This is a genomic window from Roseicyclus sediminis (assembly GCF_025515305.1).
Lineage (GTDB): Bacteria > Pseudomonadota > Alphaproteobacteria > Rhodobacterales > Rhodobacteraceae > Roseibacterium > Roseibacterium sediminis.
The window spans coordinates 1-20,980 of record NZ_JAOPHT010000010.1; the positions used below are offsets into that span (position 1 = coordinate 1).

18 protein-coding genes are annotated in these 20,980 nt (G+C 68.7%); 11 read left to right on the top strand and 7 right to left on the bottom strand.

What is annotated here, in order from left to right:
* Window positions 1-48: 48 nt before the first annotated feature.
* Entirely contained in the window at window positions 49-1,338 is a 1,290-nt protein-coding gene (gene guaD, locus N8I71_RS13045) for a guanine deaminase (RefSeq protein ID WP_262878437.1), read from the bottom strand.
* A gap of 124 nt (window positions 1,339-1,462) precedes the next feature.
* Here guaD and mgtE point away from each other — a divergent pair, with 124 nt between their 5' ends.
* Window positions 1,463-2,863: a magnesium transporter gene (gene mgtE / locus N8I71_RS13050; protein ID WP_262878438.1), complete on the top strand. Its 1,401-nt coding sequence runs from the start codon at window positions 1,463-1,465 to the stop codon at window positions 2,861-2,863.
* Between the two features lie 120 nt (window positions 2,864-2,983).
* On the opposite strand, the gene N8I71_RS13055 is transcribed toward mgtE, so the two are convergent.
* On the bottom strand, window positions 2,984-6,331 hold the full coding sequence (locus N8I71_RS13055) for a hypothetical protein (RefSeq protein ID WP_262878439.1): 3,348 nt from the start codon (window positions 6,329-6,331) through the stop codon (window positions 2,984-2,986).
* A gap of 228 nt (window positions 6,332-6,559) precedes the next feature.
* Entirely contained in the window at window positions 6,560-7,852 is a 1,293-nt protein-coding gene (locus N8I71_RS13060) for an O-acetylhomoserine aminocarboxypropyltransferase/cysteine synthase family protein (protein WP_262878440.1), read from the bottom strand.
* A gap of 323 nt (window positions 7,853-8,175) precedes the next feature.
* Between N8I71_RS13060 and N8I71_RS13065 the strand changes: the two genes are divergently transcribed.
* The 3 genes from N8I71_RS13065 (at window position 8,176) to N8I71_RS13075 (ending at window position 9,674) form a co-directional block, all read left to right on the top strand.
* Window positions 8,176-8,553: an NADH:ubiquinone oxidoreductase subunit NDUFA12 gene (locus tag N8I71_RS13065; RefSeq protein WP_262878441.1), complete on the top strand. Its 378-nt coding sequence runs from the start codon at window positions 8,176-8,178 to the stop codon at window positions 8,551-8,553.
* Window positions 8,554-8,619: 66 nt separating this feature from the next.
* Window positions 8,620-9,084: an outer membrane lipid asymmetry maintenance protein MlaD gene (gene mlaD / locus N8I71_RS13070; RefSeq protein WP_262878442.1), complete on the top strand. Its 465-nt coding sequence runs from the start codon at window positions 8,620-8,622 to the stop codon at window positions 9,082-9,084.
* Window positions 9,081-9,674 carry a DUF2155 domain-containing protein gene (locus N8I71_RS13075; RefSeq protein ID WP_262878443.1) on the top strand — a complete coding sequence of 198 codons (594 nt, stop codon included), beginning with the start codon at window positions 9,081-9,083 and terminating at the stop codon, window positions 9,672-9,674. The genes mlaD and N8I71_RS13075 overlap by 4 nt, the downstream gene beginning before the upstream one ends.
* On the opposite strand, the gene aat is transcribed toward N8I71_RS13075, so the two are convergent.
* From aat to accB, 3 genes are all read right to left on the bottom strand, one after another.
* On the bottom strand, window positions 9,635-10,303 hold the full coding sequence (aat, locus tag N8I71_RS13080) for a leucyl/phenylalanyl-tRNA--protein transferase (RefSeq protein WP_262878444.1): 669 nt from the start codon (window positions 10,301-10,303) through the stop codon (window positions 9,635-9,637). The two genes, N8I71_RS13075 and aat, sit on opposite strands and share 40 nt — an antisense overlap.
* A 149-nt stretch (window positions 10,304-10,452) precedes the next feature.
* Window positions 10,453-11,799 (bottom strand): acetyl-CoA carboxylase biotin carboxylase subunit, encoded by a 1,347-nt coding sequence (accC, locus tag N8I71_RS13085; RefSeq protein ID WP_262878445.1) that lies wholly within the window; start codon window positions 11,797-11,799, stop codon window positions 10,453-10,455.
* A gap of 14 nt (window positions 11,800-11,813) precedes the next feature.
* Window positions 11,814-12,302, bottom strand: coding sequence for an acetyl-CoA carboxylase biotin carboxyl carrier protein (accB, locus tag N8I71_RS13090; protein WP_262878446.1), 489 nt, complete (start codon window positions 12,300-12,302; stop codon window positions 11,814-11,816).
* A gap of 323 nt (window positions 12,303-12,625) precedes the next feature.
* Here accB and N8I71_RS13095 point away from each other — a divergent pair, with 323 nt between their 5' ends.
* Both N8I71_RS13095 and preA read left to right on the top strand, forming a co-directional pair.
* Window positions 12,626-13,960, top strand: a complete 1,335-nt coding sequence (locus N8I71_RS13095) for an NAD(P)-dependent oxidoreductase (RefSeq protein WP_262878447.1) — start codon at window positions 12,626-12,628, stop codon at window positions 13,958-13,960.
* Window positions 13,961-14,061: 101 nt separating this feature from the next.
* Window positions 14,062-15,366: an NAD-dependent dihydropyrimidine dehydrogenase subunit PreA gene (gene preA, locus N8I71_RS13100; protein ID WP_262878448.1), complete on the top strand. Its 1,305-nt coding sequence runs from the start codon at window positions 14,062-14,064 to the stop codon at window positions 15,364-15,366.
* A gap of 106 nt (window positions 15,367-15,472) precedes the next feature.
* Here the strand turns inward: preA and N8I71_RS13105 are convergent, their stop codons facing one another.
* The gene (locus N8I71_RS13105) at window positions 15,473-16,084 is read right to left on the bottom strand and encodes a TetR family transcriptional regulator C-terminal domain-containing protein (RefSeq protein ID WP_262878449.1); all 612 of its coding nucleotides are present in this window, start codon (window positions 16,082-16,084) and stop codon (window positions 15,473-15,475) included.
* A 236-nt stretch (window positions 16,085-16,320) separates the two neighbouring features.
* On the opposite strand from N8I71_RS13105, the gene N8I71_RS13110 reads away from it, so the two are divergent.
* From N8I71_RS13110 to hydA, 5 genes are read left to right on the top strand one after another with little or no spacing between them, the layout of a single operon-like run.
* Window positions 16,321-17,652, top strand: a complete 1,332-nt coding sequence (locus N8I71_RS13110) for an aspartate aminotransferase family protein (protein WP_262878450.1) — start codon at window positions 16,321-16,323, stop codon at window positions 17,650-17,652.
* Complete coding sequence (locus N8I71_RS13115; protein ID WP_262878451.1) at window positions 17,652-17,933, top strand: cupin domain-containing protein; 282 nt, start codon at window positions 17,652-17,654, stop codon at window positions 17,931-17,933. The genes N8I71_RS13110 and N8I71_RS13115 overlap by 1 nt, the downstream gene beginning before the upstream one ends.
* Before the next feature lie 10 nt (window positions 17,934-17,943).
* Window positions 17,944-19,194 carry a Zn-dependent hydrolase gene (locus N8I71_RS13120; protein ID WP_262878452.1) on the top strand — a complete coding sequence of 417 codons (1,251 nt, stop codon included), beginning with the start codon at window positions 17,944-17,946 and terminating at the stop codon, window positions 19,192-19,194.
* Window positions 19,191-19,445 carry a hypothetical protein gene (locus N8I71_RS13125; RefSeq protein ID WP_262878453.1) on the top strand — a complete coding sequence of 85 codons (255 nt, stop codon included), beginning with the start codon at window positions 19,191-19,193 and terminating at the stop codon, window positions 19,443-19,445. Before N8I71_RS13120 ends, N8I71_RS13125 begins: the two co-directional genes overlap by 4 nt.
* A gap of 34 nt (window positions 19,446-19,479) precedes the next feature.
* Window positions 19,480-20,934, top strand: a complete 1,455-nt coding sequence (gene hydA, locus N8I71_RS13130) for a dihydropyrimidinase (protein WP_262878454.1) — start codon at window positions 19,480-19,482, stop codon at window positions 20,932-20,934.
* Window positions 20,935-20,980: the final 46 nt, after the last annotated feature.

The following is a 20,980-nucleotide window of genomic DNA, read 5'->3' on the forward strand; positions in this document are numbered from 1 at the left end:
GGCGCTGCCCCGCAGACCCCGGAGTTTCCTGCCAGGATGAAGGAACGCTCAGGCGGTCTTCATCGGTTTTCCCGCGACATAGGTCTGCGTCACCGCCCGGTCGTCGCCCATCATGATGGTCGGAAAGAGCGCCTCCCAGATATCGCCGGCGCGCTCCGTCGCCTGGGCTATGGCGGGGGTGGAGGCGAGGTCCAGCACCGTGAGATCGGCCTCGCAACCGGGCGCGATGCGGCCGATGTGTCCCTGCAGCCCCAGCGCCTCGGCCGAGGCGCCCGTGGCCAGCCACAGAAGCTCGGACGGGTGGAGCGCCGTGCCGCGAAGCTGTGCGACTTCGTAGGCCGCGGCCATGGTGCGCAGCATCGAGAAGGAGGAGCCGCCGCCGGTGTCGGTGGCGAGCCCCACCCTGAGCCTCGCGCGCAGGCCCATGTCGAAAAGGCCCGAGCCGATGAAGGTGTTGGAGGTTGGGCAATGCACCAGCGCCGCCCCGACCTCGGCCAGTCGGTCGATCTCGCGGGGCTCGAGATGGATCGCGTGGCCGTAGAGGCCGTTCCGGCCCAGAAGCCCGTAGGTCTCGTAAGTGTCGAGATAGTCGCGGGCCTCGGGGTAGAGCGATTTCGCCCAGGCGATCTCGTCGGTCTGTTCGGAGATGTGGGTCTGCATCAGGCAGTCGGGATGCTCGGCCCAGAGGCTGCCGAGCGCGTCGAGCTGCGCCACGGTGGACGTGGGCGAGAAGCGCGGGGTGATGACGTAGGAGAGCCGCCCGCGCCCGTGCCAGCGCCGCAGGAGCGCGAGGCTGTCGTCGTAGGCCGATTGTGCCGTGTCGCGCAGGAAGGGGGGCGCCGTCTCGCGGTCCATGCAGGTCTTGCCGGCCAGAACCCGCATGCCGCGCGCCTCGGCCGCCTCGAAGATCGCGTCGACGCTCGCGGGGTGGATCGTGCAGTAGCTGCAGACGGTCGTGGTTCCGTTGACGAGCAGGAGGTCGAGGTAGCGCCCGGCCACCTCGCGCGCGTAGGCGGGATCGGAAAACCGCGCTTCCTCGGGGAAGGTGTAGGTGTTCAGCCAGTCGATCAGGCGCTTGCCCCAGGAGGCGATGATCGCGGTCTGGGGATAATGGGCATGGGCATCGACGAAGCCCGGCACGATCAGCGCCGCGCCATGGTCGTCCACGGGCAGCGCGGGGTGGCGCGCGCGGAGCTCCGGGGCGGGGCCGACCTCGGCGATGCGTCCGTCACGGATGAGGACGGCGCCGTGCCGCTCGTGGTGGACCGCCTCGGGGCCCGTGAGCCTGGGGTCGGCATCGAGGGAGAGGGTCTGCCCAAGGATCAGCCGTTCGGTCATGCGCGTGCCCCCGGTCTGCATCTGTGGCCGGGATCCCATCATCCCGGCGGGTCATTCATAGCCGCGCACCACGCGCTATGTTAGGTGCAAATCGACGTTCGGCGAGGCGACGGGACAGAGTGAGATGAACGAGCAGACCGACGATATCCGCGAGGACACCGCCGAGGAGGCGCGGGACGGCTACGCGCTCGACGAGAGCCTGCGCCGGTCGTTGCGTGCCGCTGTCGAGGCCGGCGACGTCTCGGTCATCGACGCGTTGATGGAGCCCTTGCACCCCGCCGACATCGCCGACCTTCTCGAACAGGTCTCGGCGGGCGAGCGCGCGGCCTGGCTCGCGCTCTGGTCCAAGGGGATCGACGGCGAGGTCCTGTCGGAGCTCGACTGGGGCCTGCGCGAGGAGGTGATCGGCCTGCTGCCGCCAGAGGTCGTGGCCGAGGCAGTCCGCGAACTCGATTCGGACGACGTGGTCGACATCCTCGAGGATCTCGAGGACGAGCAGGCCGCCGCGATCCTGCTGGCGCTCGACGATCGTGACCGGACGGCGGTCGAACAGGCGCTGGCCTATCCCGAGGAGACGGCCGGCCGCCTGATGCAGCGCGAGGTCGTGCACGCGCCCGAGCACTGGAGCGTGGGCGAGATGATCGACTACCTGCGCGCCCACAAGACCGACCTGCCCGAGCAGTTCTACCATGTGATCCTGACCGATCCGCGGCTGAAGCCCACGGGCTACGTCACGCTTGGCCGGCTTCTGTCGACGGAGCGCAAGACACCGCTGGCCGAGATCACGGAGGACAGTTTCCGCATCATCCCCGCGACGCAGGACGAGGACGAGGTCGCCTATGCGTTCAACCAGTATCACCTGATCTCGGCCCCCGTCGTGGACGAGGACGGACGGCTTGTCGGTGTCATCACCATCGACGACGCGATGAACGTGCTCGACGAGGCGAACGAGGAAGACATCCTGCGCCTGGCCGGCGTGGGCGAGGAATCGAGCATCTCCGACCGGGTCGTGGAGACGGCGAAACAGCGCCTGCCCTGGCTGCTGGTGAACCTCGTGACCGCGATCCTCGCCTCGCTGGTGATCGCGCAGTTCGAGGATGCCATCGCGCAGATCGTGGCGCTGGCGGTGCTGATGCCGATCGTCGCTTCGATGGGGGGGAACGCGGGGACCCAGTCGCTGACCGTGGCCGTGCGCGCGCTGGCCACGAAGGACCTCACGAGCGCGAACCTGATGCGGGTGGTCAGCCGGGAGGCCATGGTGGGCCTCATCAACGGCGTGCTCTTCGCGGTGGTGATGGGGATCGTGGGGCTGATCTGGTTCGGCTCGCCGATGCTTGGCGCGGTGATCGCGGCGGCGATGGTGATCAACCTCCTGGCGGCGGGTCTGGCCGGGATTCTCATCCCCGTGGTGCTGGACCGCCTGCGGATCGACCCGGCGCTTGCCTCGGGGGCCTTCGTGACGACGGTGACGGACGTCGTGGGCTTTTTCGCCTTCCTGGGTCTGGCGGTGATCTTCCTGCTCTGACCGGCGTCCCGGGGCGAAGCCGCGTCCTCACGCCCCCGGTGCCCGGGAGCGATCGGCCGCGGCTGGTGCCTCCGGCGGGAGTTTCCTGCCAGGATGAAGGAAGCGCGGGCCGGGGGATGATCAGCCGGGAATGTCGAGCGTGACGGTGCGCCCGCCACGGACATATTGCAGCGTGCTCTCGCCGATGGCGGCGACGCGGCCGCCGTCGAGCCTGTCGCCGACGCCCACGCGCACGAAGCGGCCCGAGGGAAGGCGAACCAGCGCGCGGCGGTCCGAGGGCGTGCCCGTGACCCCGATCAGGTTGATGTTGCGCAGGCGAAGCTCGCCCCTCTGGGTCGCGGCGCGGGCCACGTCGGCATTCGACGGGATCGAAGGGCCCGGGGCGATGGCGGCGGCCTCGACGACGGGGCCTTCGGGGGCGGGCGCGGCGCGGTCCGCATTGGCGATGAGGGTCGCCATGTCCGAGGGGCGCGTGGCCGGAACCAGCGAGCGGGCGACCGCGAACTGGCTGGCATCGATCGGACCCGCATCCGGGGCCGGGGCAGCCGCCTCGGTGACCTCCGCCGCGGCGTCGTCGCCGGGGAAGAGCGAGGCGGCTGCCGCGGTTCCGGTCCCGGTCGACGGGATGGCGCGGGGCTGCGGCTGAAGAAGGCTGGCGCGGGCGGTTGCGGGGGCCGCATTGGGCAGGGCCGGCGCCTCGACCGCGCCCAGATCGTCGGGCCGTGGCGTCGGGCGGAAGGTTCCCAGGATCGCGTCCTCGATGCTGAAGCTCGGTGCCGGCGGCGGCAGGTCGACCTCGCGCGGGCGCGGGATCGCGGCGACGGGTGGCGGGCCCGCAGTGACGAGGACGCCGTCGGGTGTGACGACACCCTCCGGCGTCGCGGCGACGAGGCCGGACGCGTCGGTCGCGGGGCTGGTGCCGAAGGGCGGCGGCGGCGGGATCCGGCGCAGCGTTTCGGCGGGGTCGAGCCGGGGCGCAGGAAGGGACACGGCATCGAGCGCGCCGACGGCCGTATCCACCGAGGCGAGGCTCAGGTCGGACAGGCTGTCCAGCGGCGCGACGTCGGGCCGGTCGGGGGGGCGTTGCCAGATGCGGTATTCCTCGTAGACCGCCTGCGTTTCTTCGAGCGACGGCAGCACGTCCTGGGGAAGAGGCGGCAGGGGCGGCACCGGCGGGGCCGCCGCGACCTCGACGGTGCCGGCGGCCGGGGCCTCGGAGGCAGCGGGCAGGGGCGGTTCCGCCTCCGTTGCCTCCTCCGTTGCCTCCTCGAGTGCGGCGAGGTCGATTCCGTCCGCCGCGGCCTCGTCCTCCGGCGCGGGGGTGATCTCGGTCCCGGCCAGGTCCGGCGACGCCTGGGCGGGGGCTTCGTCGAGCAGTTCGCCGGGCGGCGCGCCCGACCCGGCAATCTCTCCGATGGCGGGCGGTGCGGTGATCGCCTCGGGCGGCGCGGGCGCATCGAACGGGTCCTCGCTCGCCACTTCGGACCCGCTACCGAAGAGCCGCGCGACCGGGCTATCGGGCAGGAACAGGGCCGACCATACCGCGATGGCCGCAAGGAGGATCAGCAGGATGATCGTCAGGAGCAGGCCGGTCCTGATCGACGGGCCTGGCGCCTGCTCGGTCTTGCGCCCGAGAAGCCCGCCTGTCAGCGCGTCGTCGTCGGTCTGAAGGGGGGCAGGCCGGGCCGGTGCGGATCCGGGCGGCGCCCCGTCCGTCTCGCGTCCGCGCAACGCCGCGCCGAGGGCGGAGAGGCGTCCGGCTCCATCCGCGCTGAGGCTCGGTGCGTTCGTGGCAGGCTCGGGTGCTTCGGTCGCCGGGCCGGGCCGGTTCTGCCCGACGCGGGACACAAAGCCCTTCAGCCGCGCCCCGAGGGATCCTGCCGCTGTGCCTGTCTCCGGCCCGGCGCGCGTGCCGTCACCGGGCTGGGCCGCGGCGGTCAGGCCCGACAGGCGGCCCTTGCGAGGCGCTTCGGCCTGGCCCGTACCGCGCCCGGGCGGCAGGACGGGGCGTGCGGATTTGGCGTCGCCGCGCCTTGGCGCGGGCCGCAGCGCCGCGTCCTCGTCTTCCGCCGCGCCGCCCGGTCCACGGTTCCGGCTTGCGTCCCGCACGCGCGACAGGCGCTCTGCCAGCGGATTGCGGGCCGATACGTCGTTCTGATCCGCCGCGTCGCCACGGGGTGCGCCGTCCGTCAGGCCGCCGATCCGGGATTTGCGCGTGCCGGTGGAGCTTGACCCGTCATCGTCCCGGTCGCGGGCGGGAACACGGTCGCGCCGCGCCGAGAATTCCGGGGTCGGTTCCGATCCGATGGCCGCGCTCGCCTTGCGGGCCGCGAGAACGGCCGAGGACGGCGCGGGGGGCAGGTCGTCGTCGTCCGCCCCAGCCGCGGCTTCATCGTCGAGCGGTGTCACCGGCCCGGTGAGCGCGGGATCCTCGAGCGGCGGCGTCTGCGCCTCCGCGGTGACGGTGGCCTCCTCGCTGGCCGACGTGTCTTCGGCGTCCTGTTCCACCTCGCCGCCGAAGCCGCCCAATGGCGCCTCGACGGCATCCGAGGCGGCGGCGATGACTTCCTCGGGGTCGCGGTCGGCGGCCTCTGCCTCGGCTTCGGCGGCCGCATCATCCGTCTCCGCCGTGTCCGCGTCCGTCGCGTCCGTCGTATCCGTGTCCGCCGTGTCCGGGGCGGCCTCGTCGACGGCCGCGTCCGCAGCGGCGGCCTCCGCGTCGGAGGCGTCCTTCCCGTCGGTTTCGCCCCCGGTCTCAGCCGTCTCAGGCGTCTCGTCCGTGGCGGACTCGTCCGGAAGGCTTTCGTCGGCCACGTCCGGCTCCCGGCCATCCTCCGTGGACGCGGCCACCGCGTCCTCGTCCGCCCCGGGGGCCGATTCGGTCGCCGTCTCGTCGTCGCCGTCAGTCTCAGCTTCCGCCCCGTCTTCTGCCCATGTGTCGAGGCCGAAGGCGATTCCTTCCTCGGGGAAGCTCAGGCCATGCGCCTCGGGGGCGAGATCGAACAGCGGCACGCCTGGGAATCGTTCCTGCGGCGGCGTCGCGGCGAAGCCGGACACGTTGAAGCCGTGGCCCTCCGCGAAGGCGCGCGCCTCGTCCAGCGTCTCGCGCGCGACGACGGCAAGCTTCACGCGATCCTCGTCGACGGTGCGCCAATCGTAGAGCAACTCCGACACCGCGTAAGGCGTAAGGCCCTCGAGTCCTTCCTCGATGCGGAACGCCGTCAATTCGGGATCGTCCGTCGGCGCCGTCAGCGAGGTATAGAGGATCTGGTCGTCGGGCAGCATGACGAGCGTCGGGCAATGCTCGCCCTCGCGCGCCTCACCGGCCGCGCGCAACTTCGCCATCGCCTTGTCGAGGTCTGGCGCTGAGAACTCGGTGTCACCGAGGAATGTCCAGTGGCCCGCGGACTGGCGATGGGCCAGCGCGATGCCGTTGGACGAAAGAAACAGGGCTACATGTACCGTCAAGGCGGACCTCTGCCGTAGTCTTGCCGGGTCATCTCCCGGCAATCGCTCTTCCATATAGGAAGCTTGCGCCCGCGGAAACATGTCCCCACGGTCGCAGCCCCCATATCGGCGGATTCCAGTCTAACGCGGATTCGGCCGCATAAAAAGCCTTGCGGGCCAGCCCGTTGCAGGGCGGCCCGCAGCCTGTGGATAAGTCGGCAGTCCTGTGGATGAACGGGCGGCGCCGACTCAGGCCGTCGCCGCCGAAAGAGCCCGGTCGAGATCGGCGATCAGGTCGTCGGCATCCTCGATGCCGATGGACAGGCGCACCACGTTGGGCGCCGCGCCCGCGGCCTTCTGCTGCTCGGGCGTGAGCTGCCTGTGGGTGGTGGAGGCCGAGTGGATCACCAGGCTCCGCGTGTCGCCGAGGTTCGCCACGTGGCTGAAGATCTCGAGCGAATCCACAAGCTTGACGCAGGCTTCGTAGCCACCCTTCACCGCGAAGGTGAACAGCGCGCCGGCCCCGCGGGGACAGATCTCGCGGCCGCGCTCGTAGTAGGGCGAGGAGGGCAGGCCGGCGTAGGTCACGTAATCCACGCGCGGGTCGTTCTCGAGCCAGGTGGCGATCTTTACCGCGTTCTCCACGTGACGCTCCATCCGCAGGCTGAGGGTCTCGATCCCCATGAGCGTGTAGTGCGCCGCCTGCGGGTTCATCGTCATGCCGAGGTCGCGCAGGCCGATGGCGATGCCGTGGAACGTGTAGGCGAGCGGTCCGAAGGTCTCGTGGAACTTCAGGCCGTGATAGGCCGGCTCGGGCGCCGATAGCGAGGGGAACTTGTCCGAGGCCGACCAGTCGAACCTGCCGGAATCGACGATCGCCCCGCCCGTGACGGTGCCGTTCCCGGTGAGGTATTTCGTGGTGGAATGGACGACGAGCGTCGCGCCGTGCTCGATCGGACGGCACAGGTAGGGAGTTGCCGAAGTATTGTCCACGATGAGCGGCAGGCCCGCTGCGTCGGCCACGGCGGCGATGGCGGGCAGGTCGGTGATATAGCCGCCGGGGTTGGCGATGGATTCGCAGAAGACGGCGCGCGTGTCGTCATCGATGGCGGCGCTGACCGCGTCGAGGTCGTCGAAGTCGACGAATTTCGCCGACCAGCCGAAGCGCCGGATCGTCTGGCTGAACTGAGTGACGGTGCCGCCGTAAAGCCGTGTCGACACGACGATGTTGCGCCCCGGCGCCATGAGCGGGAAGAGCGCCATGATCTGCGCGGCGTGTCCGGACGAGCAGCAGACTGCGCCCACGCCGCCCTCCAGCGTCGCGATCCGTTCCTGCAGGACGGCGATGGTGGGGTTCGTGAGGCGCGAGTAGATGTAGCCGACTTCCTGCAGGTTGAAGAGGGCCGCGGCATGTTCCGCATCGCGGAAGACATAGGCCGTGGTCTGGTAGATCGGTGTCTGCCGCGCGCCGGTGGCCGGGTCGGGGCGTGCGCCCGCATGGATCTGCAGCGTGTCGAAACCGTAGGTCGGGCCGTCGGTCATGGGTCTCTCTCCCCCGTTTGAATCCGTGTCGCGGCAAGGATTAGGCCATGGCGCGGTCAGCGACAATCGCGGGGTTTCGGGAAAGGCCGGGCGTTCCGTGGACCGCGGGCGCGCGGGACCCCCGTGCCGTCGCGCCCTGGTCCGGCGGCCGTGCGTCCGCCGAGATGTCCATTGCGCAGGCCGCGCAAGGCGCTTCGAGGCGCCTCGCCAAAGCGGTCCGCGACCCGCGTGTCGCCGCGCACGCGACCCGATGCCACTGGACGGCCCGCGGCACTTGGGGCAAAACCCCAGCGACCGGAAGCCATGCCGAAAGGGCCCCGCCCATGCTCGATTTCCTCAAGCGCCTCGTCACCTGGTGGAACGGGCAGACGCTCGGCACCCAGATCTTCACCGCGCGCAATGGCGTGAAGGTGGGCGAGGACGAGGCCGGCAATGTCTTCTACCGCACGCGCGACGGCAAGCGGCGTTGGGTGATCTTCAACGGCGAGGCCGAGGCAAGCCGGGTCAGCCCGGACTGGCACGGCTGGCTGCACCACACCTGGGACGAGCCCCCGACCGAGCGGCCGATGGTGCACAAGGCGTGGGAAAAGCCGCACCTGCCGAACCTCACCGGGACGGCGCAGGCCTATGCGCCGGTCGGGTCGATCCGCCGCGCCGAGCCGGAGCAGCGCCGCGACTACGAGGCCTGGAGCCCGGAGTGACGGCAATCGTCCGGCCGGCAAGGATGCGCGCCGTCTCGCCACGGGGCGACGCGAGGGAGGGCCGCAATGGCCGAGCGTGACGACACGATCGCGGAAATCCTGGTCGGGGCGGCGGTTCTGGCCGCGGCTGCGGGGTTCTTCTTCTATGCGTCCTCCGTCTCGGATGGCGGCACGATGCGCGGCGCCGATGTCTACGAGCTGTCGGCCTCGTTCCGGTCGGCCGAGGGGATCACCGTGGGCACCGAGGTTCGCATGGCCGGCGTGCGGGTGGGGACGGTGACGGGCATGGCGCTCAACCCCGAGACCTTCCGAGCCGATACGACCTTCACCGTCTCGGGCGACCTCGAACTGCCCGACGACAGCGCCGTGGCGGTCGCCTCCGAGGGCCTGCTGGGCGGCAGCTTCGTCGAGATCATCCCCGGCGGCTCGCCCTTCGTGCTGGAGCCCGGGGCCGAGATCCTCGATACCCAGAGCTCGGTCAGCCTCATCACGCTCCTGATGCGCTTCGTGACCGGGGAGAACGGATCGTGAGGGCGGGCATGCGCGTCCTTGCCGTCCTTGCCATGCTCGCCGCATGGCCCGCCGATGCGCAATCCTTCGACAATTTCGGCCAGTCGACCCTGCCGCCCCTTGGCGAGGGCGAGACGTTGCCCAATCCCCAGGGCGGCGGTTTCGACCTGCCCTGGCTCGATGGCCAGGGGGTCATCCTGCCCGACAGCGACAGCGGCGTCCTGCTGGAGACCAATCCGTCGGGCCAGAGCGGAGTCCGGCTCGAGACCTTCCCCGGCGTTTCGGGGCCCGTCACCTCCGTCAGCCAGGCCGTCACCCGCGATGGAAACCGCATCACGCTCCGCGCGCTCGACCGGATGCTGGGCAGGCCCACCGATATCGAGCTCGAGGTCGGCCAGACGGTCCTGTTCGGGCGCATCGCGATCCACATCGAGGAATGCCGGTATCCCGTCGACAACCCCTCGTCGGACGCCTTCGCGCATGTCCGCGTTCTGGATACCGACGGAAACACGCTTTTCGATGGGTGGATGGTCGCGTCATCGCCCGCGCTGAACGCGCTCGAGCATCCGCGTTATGACGTCTGGGTGCTGAGGTGCTCCAGCACCTCCTGAGGGCCGAGGCCGACCGGCATCGCCATGAAGTCGGCGCGCGCGGCGAGCGCGTCCTGCAGCCGGTCGCGGTAGACGCTGCGCGGAACTTCCTCCGCCCCGAGGCTTTCCAGGTGTTCCGTCACGAATTGCGTGTCGAACAGGCGGAAGCCGCCGTAATTCAGGCGGGCGATCAGCCAGGCGAGCGCGATCTTCGAGGCGTCCGTGCGCCGCGAGAACATCGATTCCCCGAAGAAGGCGCCGCCGAGAACGACACCGAAGACGCCGCCTGCCAGGGCGCCGTCCTGCCAGACCTCGACCGAGTGCGCCCGGCCCATCGCGTGAAGCGACAGATAGCAGCGGAAGATCTCGGCGTTGATCCAGGTGGGGTCGCGGGCGGCGCAGCCCGCCACGGTGCCGCTGAAGTCGCTGTTGATGCGCACGTCGAAACCGCCGCGCCGGATGCGGCGCGCAAGCGAGCGTGAGACATGGAACCCGTCGAGGGGGAAGATCCCCCGCCGCTGCGGGTCGACCCAGAACAGCGACGGATCGTCGGCACCCTCAGACATGGGGAAGATGCCCGCCGAATAGGCCCGCAGCATCAGCGAGGGGCTGAGCGGCGGACGGGTCGGACGGTACATGTCGTGGGCCATGATCCGTATCTAGGTGCGCCGCGGCTCAAATCACGCCCCAAAATCGCGACCGGGCCACGTCCGAGAGGTCCCGATGCGGGCAATAGCGGCAAATTGCCGGCCATTTTGCCCGCGGGGCAGGCGGCACCGCGACGAAACCCGCGCCAGGATCAGCCGACGTTGCGCTTCAGCCAGTCCTCGAGCCAGTGGATCGTGTAGTCGCCCTGCAGGATCGCGGGTTCCTGCAACAGGGCATGGAAAAGCGGGACCGTGCTGTCCACTCCGTCGACGATCAACTCGCCGAGCGCCCGCTTCAGACGGGCCAGCGCCTCGGGCCGGTCGCGGCCGTGGACGATCAGCTTGGCGATGAGGCTGTCGTAGTAGGGCGGGATCCGGTAGCCGTCATAAAGCGCCGAATCCATCCGGATGCCGAGGCCGCCCGGCGCGTGATACTGCGTGATCTTGCCGGGGCAGGGCGAGAAGTTCGGCAGTTTCTCGGCGTTGATCCTGACCTCGATGGCATGGCCGTTCACGCGCAGGTCTTCCTGCCGGAACGACATCGGCAGGCCCGCGGCGACGCGGATCTGCTCGCGCACGAGATCGACGCCGAAGACGGCCTCCGTCACGGGGTGCTCGACCTGGAGCCGCGTGTTCATCTCGATGAAGTAGAACTCGCCGTCCTCGTAGAGGAATTCGATCGTGCCGGCCCCCTCGTAGCCGAGATCGGCCACGGCCTTGGCGCAGGTCTGGCCGATCCGCTCGCGGGTTTCGGGGTCGATGGCGGGGCCGGGGGCCTCCTCCAGAACCTTCTGGTGGCGCCGCTGCAGCGAACAGTCGCGTTCGCCCAGATGCACCGCGCCGCCCTTGCCGTCGCCGAAGATCTGCACCTCGATGTGGCGGGGCCGTCCGAGATACTTCTCGATATAGACCTCGTCGTTGCCGAAGGCGGCCTTTGCCTCCGAGCGCGCGGTACGGAAGGCGTTCTCAAGCTCGTCCTCGGACCGGGCGAGCTTCATGCCGCGTCCGCCGCCGCCGGCAGTGGCCTTGATGATGACCGGGTAGCCGATGTCGCGCGCCACGATCTGCGCGGTCTCCAGGTGCGCCACCCCGCCGACGGAGCCGGGCACGCAGGGCACGCCGAGGCGGTGCATCGTCTCCTTGGCGGTGATCTTGTCGCCCATCATGCGGATGTGCTCGGCCGAGGGGCCGATGAACTTGATCCCGTGGTCCTCGACCGCCTGCACGAAATTGGCGTTCTCCGACAGGAAGCCATAGCCGGGATGGATCGCCTCCGCGCCGGTGATCTCGGCAGCGGAAAGAACGGCGGCCATGGAAAGGTAGCTGTCGGAAGAGGGTGGCGGGCCGATACAGATGGCCTCGTCAGCCATGCGCACATGCATCGCGTCGGCATCCGCGGTGGAATGCACCGCCACGCTGGCCACGCCCATCTCGCGCGCGGCGCGCACGACCCGGAGCGCGATCTCGCCGCGGTTGGCGATCAGGATCTTGCGGAACATCGTGGCCCCCGTCGTCACTCGATGATCATCAGGGGCGCGCCGTATTCGACGGCCGACTTGTCCTCGACGAGGATGCGCTTGACCGTCCCGGCCCGCGGGCTCGGGATCTGGTTCATGGTCTTCATCGCTTCGATGATCAGGAGCGTCTGTCCCTCGGAGACCTTGTCGCCGACCGAAACAAAGGATTTGGAGCCCGGCTCGGGCTGAAGATAGACGGTGCCGACCATGGGCGAGGTGACGGCGCCCGCGTGCTGGGCCGGATCCTCGGGCGCGGGCGCGGACGGCGCCGCGGGCGTGGCGGGCACGGGCGCGGGCATCGCGGCGGGCATGCTGACGCTGACGGGGGCCGCGGGGGCGGCCATCTGCCTTGCCACGCGCACGTTGAGCCGGTCGGCCTCGCCGTATTCGCGTTTGACTTCAAGCTCGCTCAGCTCGGTTTCGCGCAGAAGCTCGGCCAGGGCCCTGATGAAGGCCACGTCCTTTTCGCGGGTGTTCTCGGTCATTCTATTCTGCCCTCGTCTCGCCTTCGTCGCTTCGCAGGAGACGGCGTCGGGTCGCTGACCCTGCACCGAGCCCGGCCGTTCTGCGCCCTATAACGCAAGGGCAGGCGCGGGGAAAGTGCGCGCGGTAGGTGCCGACATAGGGCCTGCGGAGCGCGGTTTCAGCCCGTCTCTGCCCGTTTTTTCGGCATTTGCCGCGCTTGCGCGGCCAGAGGCCGGCCCTGAAGGCCGCCCGAAGAAATTTACCGTTTGATAAAAAACCGGACCCGTGCCAGCATTTTTCCAGACAGCGGCCGACCAGAGCCAGCCATCCGACAGGGAACGCCATGACGAACAGCCCCTTTACACCCGGCATCGCGCCCGCGCGCCTAGATCCCGCGGCGCTGGACGCCAACTTCTCCGACCTCCACCCCCCGCTCGACGATCACGAGGCGCTTGTCGCGGCGGATCGGTGCTATTTCTGTCACGATGCGCCCTGCATCACGGCCTGCCCGACCTCGATCGACATTCCGCTCTTCATCCGCCAGATCGCGACCGGCACGCCCGAGGCGGCGGCGAAGACGATCTTCGACCAGAACATCCTCGGAGGCATGTGCGCGCGGGTCTGCCCGACCGAGACGCTGTGCGAGGAGGCCTGCGTGCGCGAGGCGGCCGAGGGCAAGCCGGTGGAGATCGGGCGGCTGCAGCGCTACGCCACCGACACGCTGATGGAGGCGGGGCTGCACCCCTACACGCGTGCGCCGGCGACCGGGAAGAAGGTCGCCGTGGTGGGCGCGGGGCCCGCGGGTCTGGCCTGCGCGCATCGGCTGGCGATGCATGGCCATGACGTCACGATCTTCGAGGCCAAGCCCAAGGGCGGCGGCCTCAACGAATACGGGATCGCCTACTACAAGACGGTGGGCGGGTTCGCGGGCGCCGAGGTCGACTGGCTGATGAAGATCGGCGGGATCACGATGGAGACCGGCAAGGCGCTCGGCCCCGACCTGACGCTGGAGAGCCTGCGCGACGGCTTCGACGCGGTTTTCCTCGGCATGGGCCTTCAGGGCGTGAACGCGCTGCGGGCCAATGGCGAGACGCGCGAGGGCGTCGAGGACGCGGTGGAATTCATCGAGGACCTGCGCCAGACCGGCGATCTCGGCCTGCTGCCCGTCGGCCGCAACGTGGTGGTCATCGGCGGCGGCATGACGGCGATCGACGCGGCCGTGCAGTCCAAGCTTCTCGGCGCGGAAACCGTGACCATCCTGTACCGGCGCGGGCGCGATGCGATGCCGGCCTCGACCTACGAACAGGACCTCGCGGCCTCCAGGGGTGTGCGCTTCGTCTTCAACGCGATGCCGGTCGAGATCCTGGGGAACGGCGCGGTGACGGGGGTGCGCGTCGAGTATACGCGCAGCGAAGGCAAGTCGCTCACCGGTACGGGCGAGACCTTCGACATTCCCGCCGACCAGGTGCTGAAGGCGATCGGCCAGACGCTCGAGGGGGCGCCGGAGGCGCTGCAACTGGCCGGGGGCAAGATCGCGGTGACGGGCGCGGGGCGCACCAGCGTCGCGGGCGTCTGGGCCGGGGGCGACTGCGCCTCGGGCGGCGAGGACCTGACGGTGACGGCGGTCGCGGAGGGTCGCGATGCGGCCGAGGACATCCATGCCAGCCTGATGGACTGATCCGGCCGGCGGTGCCGCCGGACGGCACCCGCCGCATTGCGTATTTGCAGAAAGATGAAGGGGCCGCGCTGCGCCCGGAAGAGACAGGGGAGACCAGGACCATGGCAGACCTTTCCACCAACTTCCTGGGCATCAAGTCGCCCAACCCGTTCTGGCTGGCCTCCGCGCCGCCGACCGACAAGGAATACAACGTCGTCCGCGCCTTCAAGGCCGGCTGGGGCGGGGTCGTCTGGAAGACGCTGGGCGAGGAAGGCCCGCCCATCGTCAACGTCAACGGCCCGCGCTACGGCGCGATCTGGGGCGCGGACCGGCGCCTTCTGGGGCTCAACAACATCGAGCTGATCACCGATCGCCCGCTCGAGGTGAACCTGCGCGAGATCAAGCAGGTCAAGCGCGACTGGCCCGACCGGGCGATGATCGTCTCGATCATGGTGCCCTGCGAGGAGCAGGCCTGGAAAGCGATCCTGCCCCATGTCGAGGAGACCGGCGCGGACGGGATCGAGCTGAACTTCGGCTGCCCGCATGGCATGTCCGAGCGCGGCATGGGATCGGCGGTGGGGCAGGTGCCCGAATACATCGAGATGGTCACCCGCTGGTGCAAGCAGAACACCCGCATGCCGGTGATCGTGAAGCTGACGCCCAACATCACCGACATCCGCTACCCGGCGCGGGCGGCGAAGAAGGGGGGCGCCGACGCGGTCTCCCTGATCAACACGATCTCGTCGATCACGTCCGTCAACCTCGACGATTTCAGCCCCGAGCCCTCGATCGACGGCAAGGGGTCCCATGGCGGCTATTGCGGTCCGGCGGTGAAGCCCATCGCGCTCAACATGGTGGCCGAGATCGCCCGCGATCCCGAGACGGCGGGCCTGCCGATCAGCGGCATCGGCGGCGTCACGACATGGCGCGACGCGGCCGAGTTCCTGAGCCTCGGCGCGGGCACGGTGCAGGTCTGCACCGCGGCCATGACCTACGGTTTCAAGATCGTCGAGGAGATGAAGTCGGGCCTGTCGCAGTATCTCGACGAGAAGGGGATCACGCTCGACGAGCTGATCGGCCGCGCGGTTCCGAACGTCACCGACTGGCAGTACCTGAACCTCAACTACGTCACCAAGGCGCGGATCGACCAGGACGCCTGCATCAAGTGCGGTCGCTGCTATGCCGCCTGCGAGGACACCTCGCACCAGGCGATCAGCATGAGCCCCGACCGCGTCTTCGAGGTGATCGACGAGGAATGCGTGGCCTGCAACCTCTGCGTGAACGTCTGCCCGGTCGAGGACTGCATCACGATGGAGCGTCTGCCCGCGGGCACGACCGACCTGCGGACCGGCAAGACGGTGTCGGACGATTACGCCAACTGGACGACGCACCCCAACAACCCGGCCGCGGTCAAGGCGGCCGAGTGAGGGCCGGGACACCGGCGGTGGTTTAGGTGGCGGATCCGGGGAACGAGGGGGCTGCCTGCCCCCTCGCGCTCCCCCGGGAGTTTCCTGCCAGGGTGAAGCGGGGGCGTCAGGGCGTGACGAGGCGCGCGAAGAGCGTGTCGAGGAAGCGCTCGGCCTCGTCGAGCGGATCGCGCGCGGCGCCGAGCACGGCGCGCACCTGGACGTCGAAATCGGCGTAGTGCTGGGTCAGGGCCCAGACCGAGAAGATCAGGTGATGGGGGTCCACGGGGGCGATGCGGCCGGCCTCGACCCAGCCCCGGATCACGGCTGCCTTCTCGTCCACGAGGTCCTTGAGTTCGGTCTCGAGCGCCGGGCCGATCCGTGGCGCGCCCTGCAGGATCTCGTTGGCGAAGAGCCGGGATTCGCGGGGGAAATCGCGGCTCATCTGCAGCTTGCGGCGCACGTAGCCCAGGAGTTCGGCGACCGGCTCGCCGCCCGGGTCGAGTTCGCGCAACGGGTCGAGCCAGGTGTCCATGAGCTGGCTGAGAAGGGCGACGTGGATGGCCTCCTTCGACGGGAAATAATAGAGCAGGTTCGGCTTCGACAGCCCCGCCGCCTCGGCGATCCGGTCGAGGGTCGCGCCGCGGAAGCCATGTGCCGAGAACACGTCGAGCGCGGCATCGAGGATCGCCCTGCGGTTCTTCTTCTGGATGCGCGTGCGCGGCTTCTGGACGTTCATGTCTCCGAGAATGGCACTCTGCCGCGGGCGGGGGCAAGCATGGCTTTGCCCATCGCCCAATGCGGCGTCAGGAGCGGCCAAGAGAACATCATTTGCCTTGCGAACGGGCAGTCGGCGGGGTTCAATCCGTTGACTGGCACGGCGCCTCTGCTAGCGTGATCTTGACCGAATGGTCAAAACAGCCAACCCGCGGTTAGGGCGGCGTCAAGCCCGGCCGCAAGACATCGGTGAGCCCCATGGCCCTCGACCGCACCAACCCGGTTCCGAACGACCTTTCCGCCTTCTGGATGCCCTTCACGGCGAACCGGCAGTTCAAGAAGACGCCGCGGATGTTCGTCTCCGCCGACCGCATGCACTACAAGACTGCGGACGGGCGCGAGGTTCTGGACGGGACGGCGGGCCTGTGGTGCTGCAACGCGGGCCACAACCGGCCGAAGATCGTCGAGGCGATCCGGCAGCAGGCGGGCGAGCTGGATTACGCCCCCGCCTTCCAGATGGGTCACCCCAAGGCCTTCGAGCTTGCCAACCGGCTGCGCGACATGGCGCCCGAACCGATGGAGCATGTCTTCTTCACCAATTCCGGCTCGGAAAGCGTGGAGACCGCGCTGAAGATCGCGATCGCCTATCAGCGCGCCATCGGCCAGGGCACGCGGACCCGCCTGATCGGGCGCGAGCGCGGCTATCACGGGGTCAACTTCGGCGGCATCTCTGTTGGTGGTATCGTCAACAATCGCAAGTTTTTCGGCGCATTGTTGAACGGCGTCGATCACATGCCGCATACCCACCTGCCGCAGAAGAACGCCTTTACGCGCGGCCAGCCCGAGCATGGGGCGGAGCTTGCCGACGAGCTGGAGCGGATCGTCGCGCTGCATGGTCCCGAGACCATCGCCGCCGTGATCGTCGAGCCGATGGCGGGCTCCACCGGCGTCCTGATGCCGCCCAAGGGCTACCTCGAGCGGCTGCGGGACATCTGCACGAAACACGGCATCCTGTTGATCTTCGACGAGGTCATCACGGGCTTCGGCCGCCTCGGCAGCCCCTTCGCGGCCGATCATTTCGGGGTGATGCCGGACATGATCACCTGCGCCAAGGGCCTGACCAACGGCGTGATCCCGATGGGCGCGGTGCTGGCCACGAAGGAGATCCACGACGCCTTCATGCAAGGCCCCGAGCACATGATCGAGCTGTTCCACGGCTATACCTATTCGGGGAACCCGATCGCTTCGGCCGCCGGTCTCGCGACGCTCGAGACTTACAGGGAAGAGGGTCTCTTCGAACGCGCGGCCGAGCTTGCGCCCTACTGGGAGGACGCGGTTCACAGCCTCGCCGACTGTCCGCATGTCATCGACATCCGCAACATGGGCCTGATCGCCGGGATCGAACTGGAGCCCATCGCGGGCGAACCGACCAAGCGCGCCTTCACTGCCTTCCTCGAGGCTTACGAGAAGGGCGTCCTGATCCGCACGACGGGCGACATCATCGCGCTTTCCCCGCCGCTCATCATCGAGAAGGGGCATATCGATACGCTGTTCGGGACATTGAGGGATATCCTGAAGGGATTGAACTGATGGCGGCCTGCCGGTCCGAAATCCTGATCGACGACGACCGGGTCCGGGTCACGCGGTTCGACTTCGCGCCGGGTGACGAAACGGGCTGGCATCGCCACGGCCTCGACTACGTCATCACGGCCCTGACCGACTGTCAGATGCGGCTTGTCGAGCCGGGCGGGGCGACGCGGGAGGTGATGGTGGCGCAGGGCACGGTCTACCGCCGCGATGCGGGCGTGGAGCACAACGTGATCAACGGCGGCACGGCGCCCATGGCGTTCATGGAAACGGAACTGAAGTAAGGACGACGGCATGCCGGCACCCGGCGAGAACCTGAAGATCAACGGCGAGCGGCTGTGGGACAGCCTGATGGAAATGGCGAAGATCGGCCCCGGCGTCGCGGGCGGCAACAACCGCCAGACGCTGACCGACGAGGACGCCGAGGGCCGCGCCCTGTTCCAGACCTGGTGCGAGGCGGCGGGGTGCACCATGGGCCTCGACGAGATGGGCAACATGTTCGCCCGCCGCGAGGGGACGGACCCCGAGGCGCTTCCGGTCTATGTCGGCTCCCACCTCGATACGCAGCCCACGGGCGGCAAGTATGACGGCGTTCTGGGTGTCCTCGGCGGGCTGGAAGTGATCCGGACGCTCAACGATCTGGGGATCAGGACGAAGCATCCCATCGTCGTCACGAACTGGACCAACGAGGAGGGGACGCGCTTTGCCCCCGCGATGCTCGCCTCTGGCGTCTTCGCCGGAAAGCACAGCCTCGACTGGGCCTATGACCGGGTCGACGCCAAGGGCAAGCGCTTTGGCGACGAGCTGGAGCGGATCGGCTGGAAGGGCGAAGAGAAGGTCGGCGACCGCAAGATGCACGCCTTCTTCGAGCTGCATATCGAGCAGGGCCCGATCCTCGAGGCCGAGGGCAAGGATATCGGCGTCGTCACCCACGGGCAGGGCCTCAGGTGGATCGAGTGCACCGTGACCGGCAAGGAGAGCCACACCGGCTCGACGCCCATGCACATGCGCAAGAACGCGGGCCGGGGCCTGGCCCTCGTCACCGAGCTTGTCCACGAGATCGCGATGAAGAACCAGCCGAACGCCGTGGGCGCGATCGGGCATATCGATGTCTACCCCAACAGCCGCAACATCATCCCCGGCAAGGTCGTCTTCACGGTCGACATGCGCACCCATCTTCTCGACAAGTTGAACGCGATGGTCGCCGAGTTCATGGAGCGTGCGCCGAAGCTTTGCGAAGAGATCGGCGTCGGCTTCGAGGCGCAGATCGTGGGGCAGTTCGATCCACCGGCCTTCGACGAGAACTGCGTGAACGCCGTGCGGCAAGCCGCTGAACGCCTTGGATATTCGCATATGGATATCGTGTCGGGCGCGGGCCATGACGCGTGCTGGATCAACGACGTGGCGCCGACCGCGATGATCATGTGCCCCTGCGTCGACGGGCTTTCGCACAACGAGGCGGAAGAAATATCGCGGGAATGGGCGACAGCGGGCGCCGATGTGCTATTCCACGCCGTGGTTGAAACTGCGGAGATCGTGGAATGACGAGGACTATCCTGGCGCCCGTGGCGCTTCTGACGCTTCTGGCTGCCTGCGGCGCGCCGCCGACGCCCCAGGGCGAGACCGAGACGCTGACCGAACAGCTCATGGCGCTCGTTGCTCCGGGGCAGGACATGTCCAACGTCCGGATCGAGAGCGATGGCTGCTACTGGTATCGCTATGTCGGTCCCGTCGAGGTGACCTATCTCCCGCTGCTCACGCGGGACGGACGGATGATCTGCACGCGCCCGCAATAAGGACGGGCGCGGTCAAACAACGGGGAGAGATGCGATGAGCACGGTAATCAAGGGCGGCACCGTCGTGACCGCGGACCTCAGCTACGAGGCCGATGTCCTGGTGGAGAACGGTGTCATCACGGAGATCGGCCCGGGGCTCAAGGGCGACACTGTGCTCGATGCCACGGGGTGCTACATCATGCCGGGCGGGATCGACCCGCACACGCATCTCGAGATGCCCTTCATGGGCACCTATTCCTCCGACGATTTCGAGAGCGGGACGCGCGCGGCCCTGTCCGGCGGCACGACGATGGTCGTCGACTTCGCGCTTCCCTCGCCCGGTCAGGGCCTCTTCGACGCGCTGCAGATGTGGGACAACAAGTCGACCCGCGCCAACTGCGACTACTCCTTCCACATGGCCGTGACGTGGTGGGGCGAGCAGGTCTTCGACGAGATGGAGGGCGTCGTCCGCGACCGGGGCATCAACACCTTCAAGCACTTCATGGCCTACAAGGGCGCGCTGATGGTCAACGACGACGAGCTTTTCGCGTCGTTCAAGCGCCTGTCCGAGCTGGGCGCGACCGCGATGGTCCATGCCGAGAACGGCGACGTGGTGGCCGAGTTGCAGCAGAAGCTGCTGGCCGAGGGGAACAACGGCCCCGAGGGGCACGCCTATTCGCGTCCCTCCCAGGTCGAGGGCGAGGCCACGAACCGGGCCATCATGATCGCCGACATGGCGGGCGTGCCGCTCTATGTCGTGCATGTCTCCTGCGAGGAGGCGCACGAGGCGATCCGGCGTGCCAAGCAGCTGGGCAAGCGCGTCTGGGGTGAGCCGCTGATCCAGCACCTGACGCTGGACGAAAGCGAGTATTTCCATCCCGACTGGGACCATGCCGCGCGCCGCGTCATGTCTCCGCCGTTCCGCAACAAGGCGCACCAGGACAGCCTCTGGGCCGGTCTCATGTCGGGCTCGCTCTCGGTGGTGGCGACCGACCATTGCGCCTTCACGACCGAGCAGAAGCGCACGGGCGTGGGGGACTTCACGAAGATCCCGAACGGAACGGGCGGCCTTGAGGACCGGATGCCGATGCTCTGGACCCATGGCGTCCGCACGGGGCGCCTGACGATGAACGAATTTGTTGCCGTTACGTCGACAAACATCGCGAAGATCCTGAATTGTTACCCGAAGAAGGGCGCGATCCTCGTCGGCGCTGATGCGGATATCGTGGTCTGGGACCCCGAGAAATCCAAGACGATCACCGCCGGCACGCAGCAATCGGCCATCGATTACAACGTCTTCGAGGGCAAGGAGGTGACCGGCCTGCCGCGCTTCACGCTGACGCGGGGCCAGGTGGCGATCCACGACGGCGAGGTGCGGACGCAGGAGGGCCATGGCAAGTTCGTGAAGCGGCCGCCGAACGGGTCGGTCAACCGCGCGCTCAGCCAGTGGAAGGAACTGACCGCGCCGCGCCCGGTGCAGCGGACGGGGATTCCCGTGACGGGCGTCTGAGGCGCCAGGGCTTTTGATTCCAGGGGGTGCCCCGCGGTCGGAACAC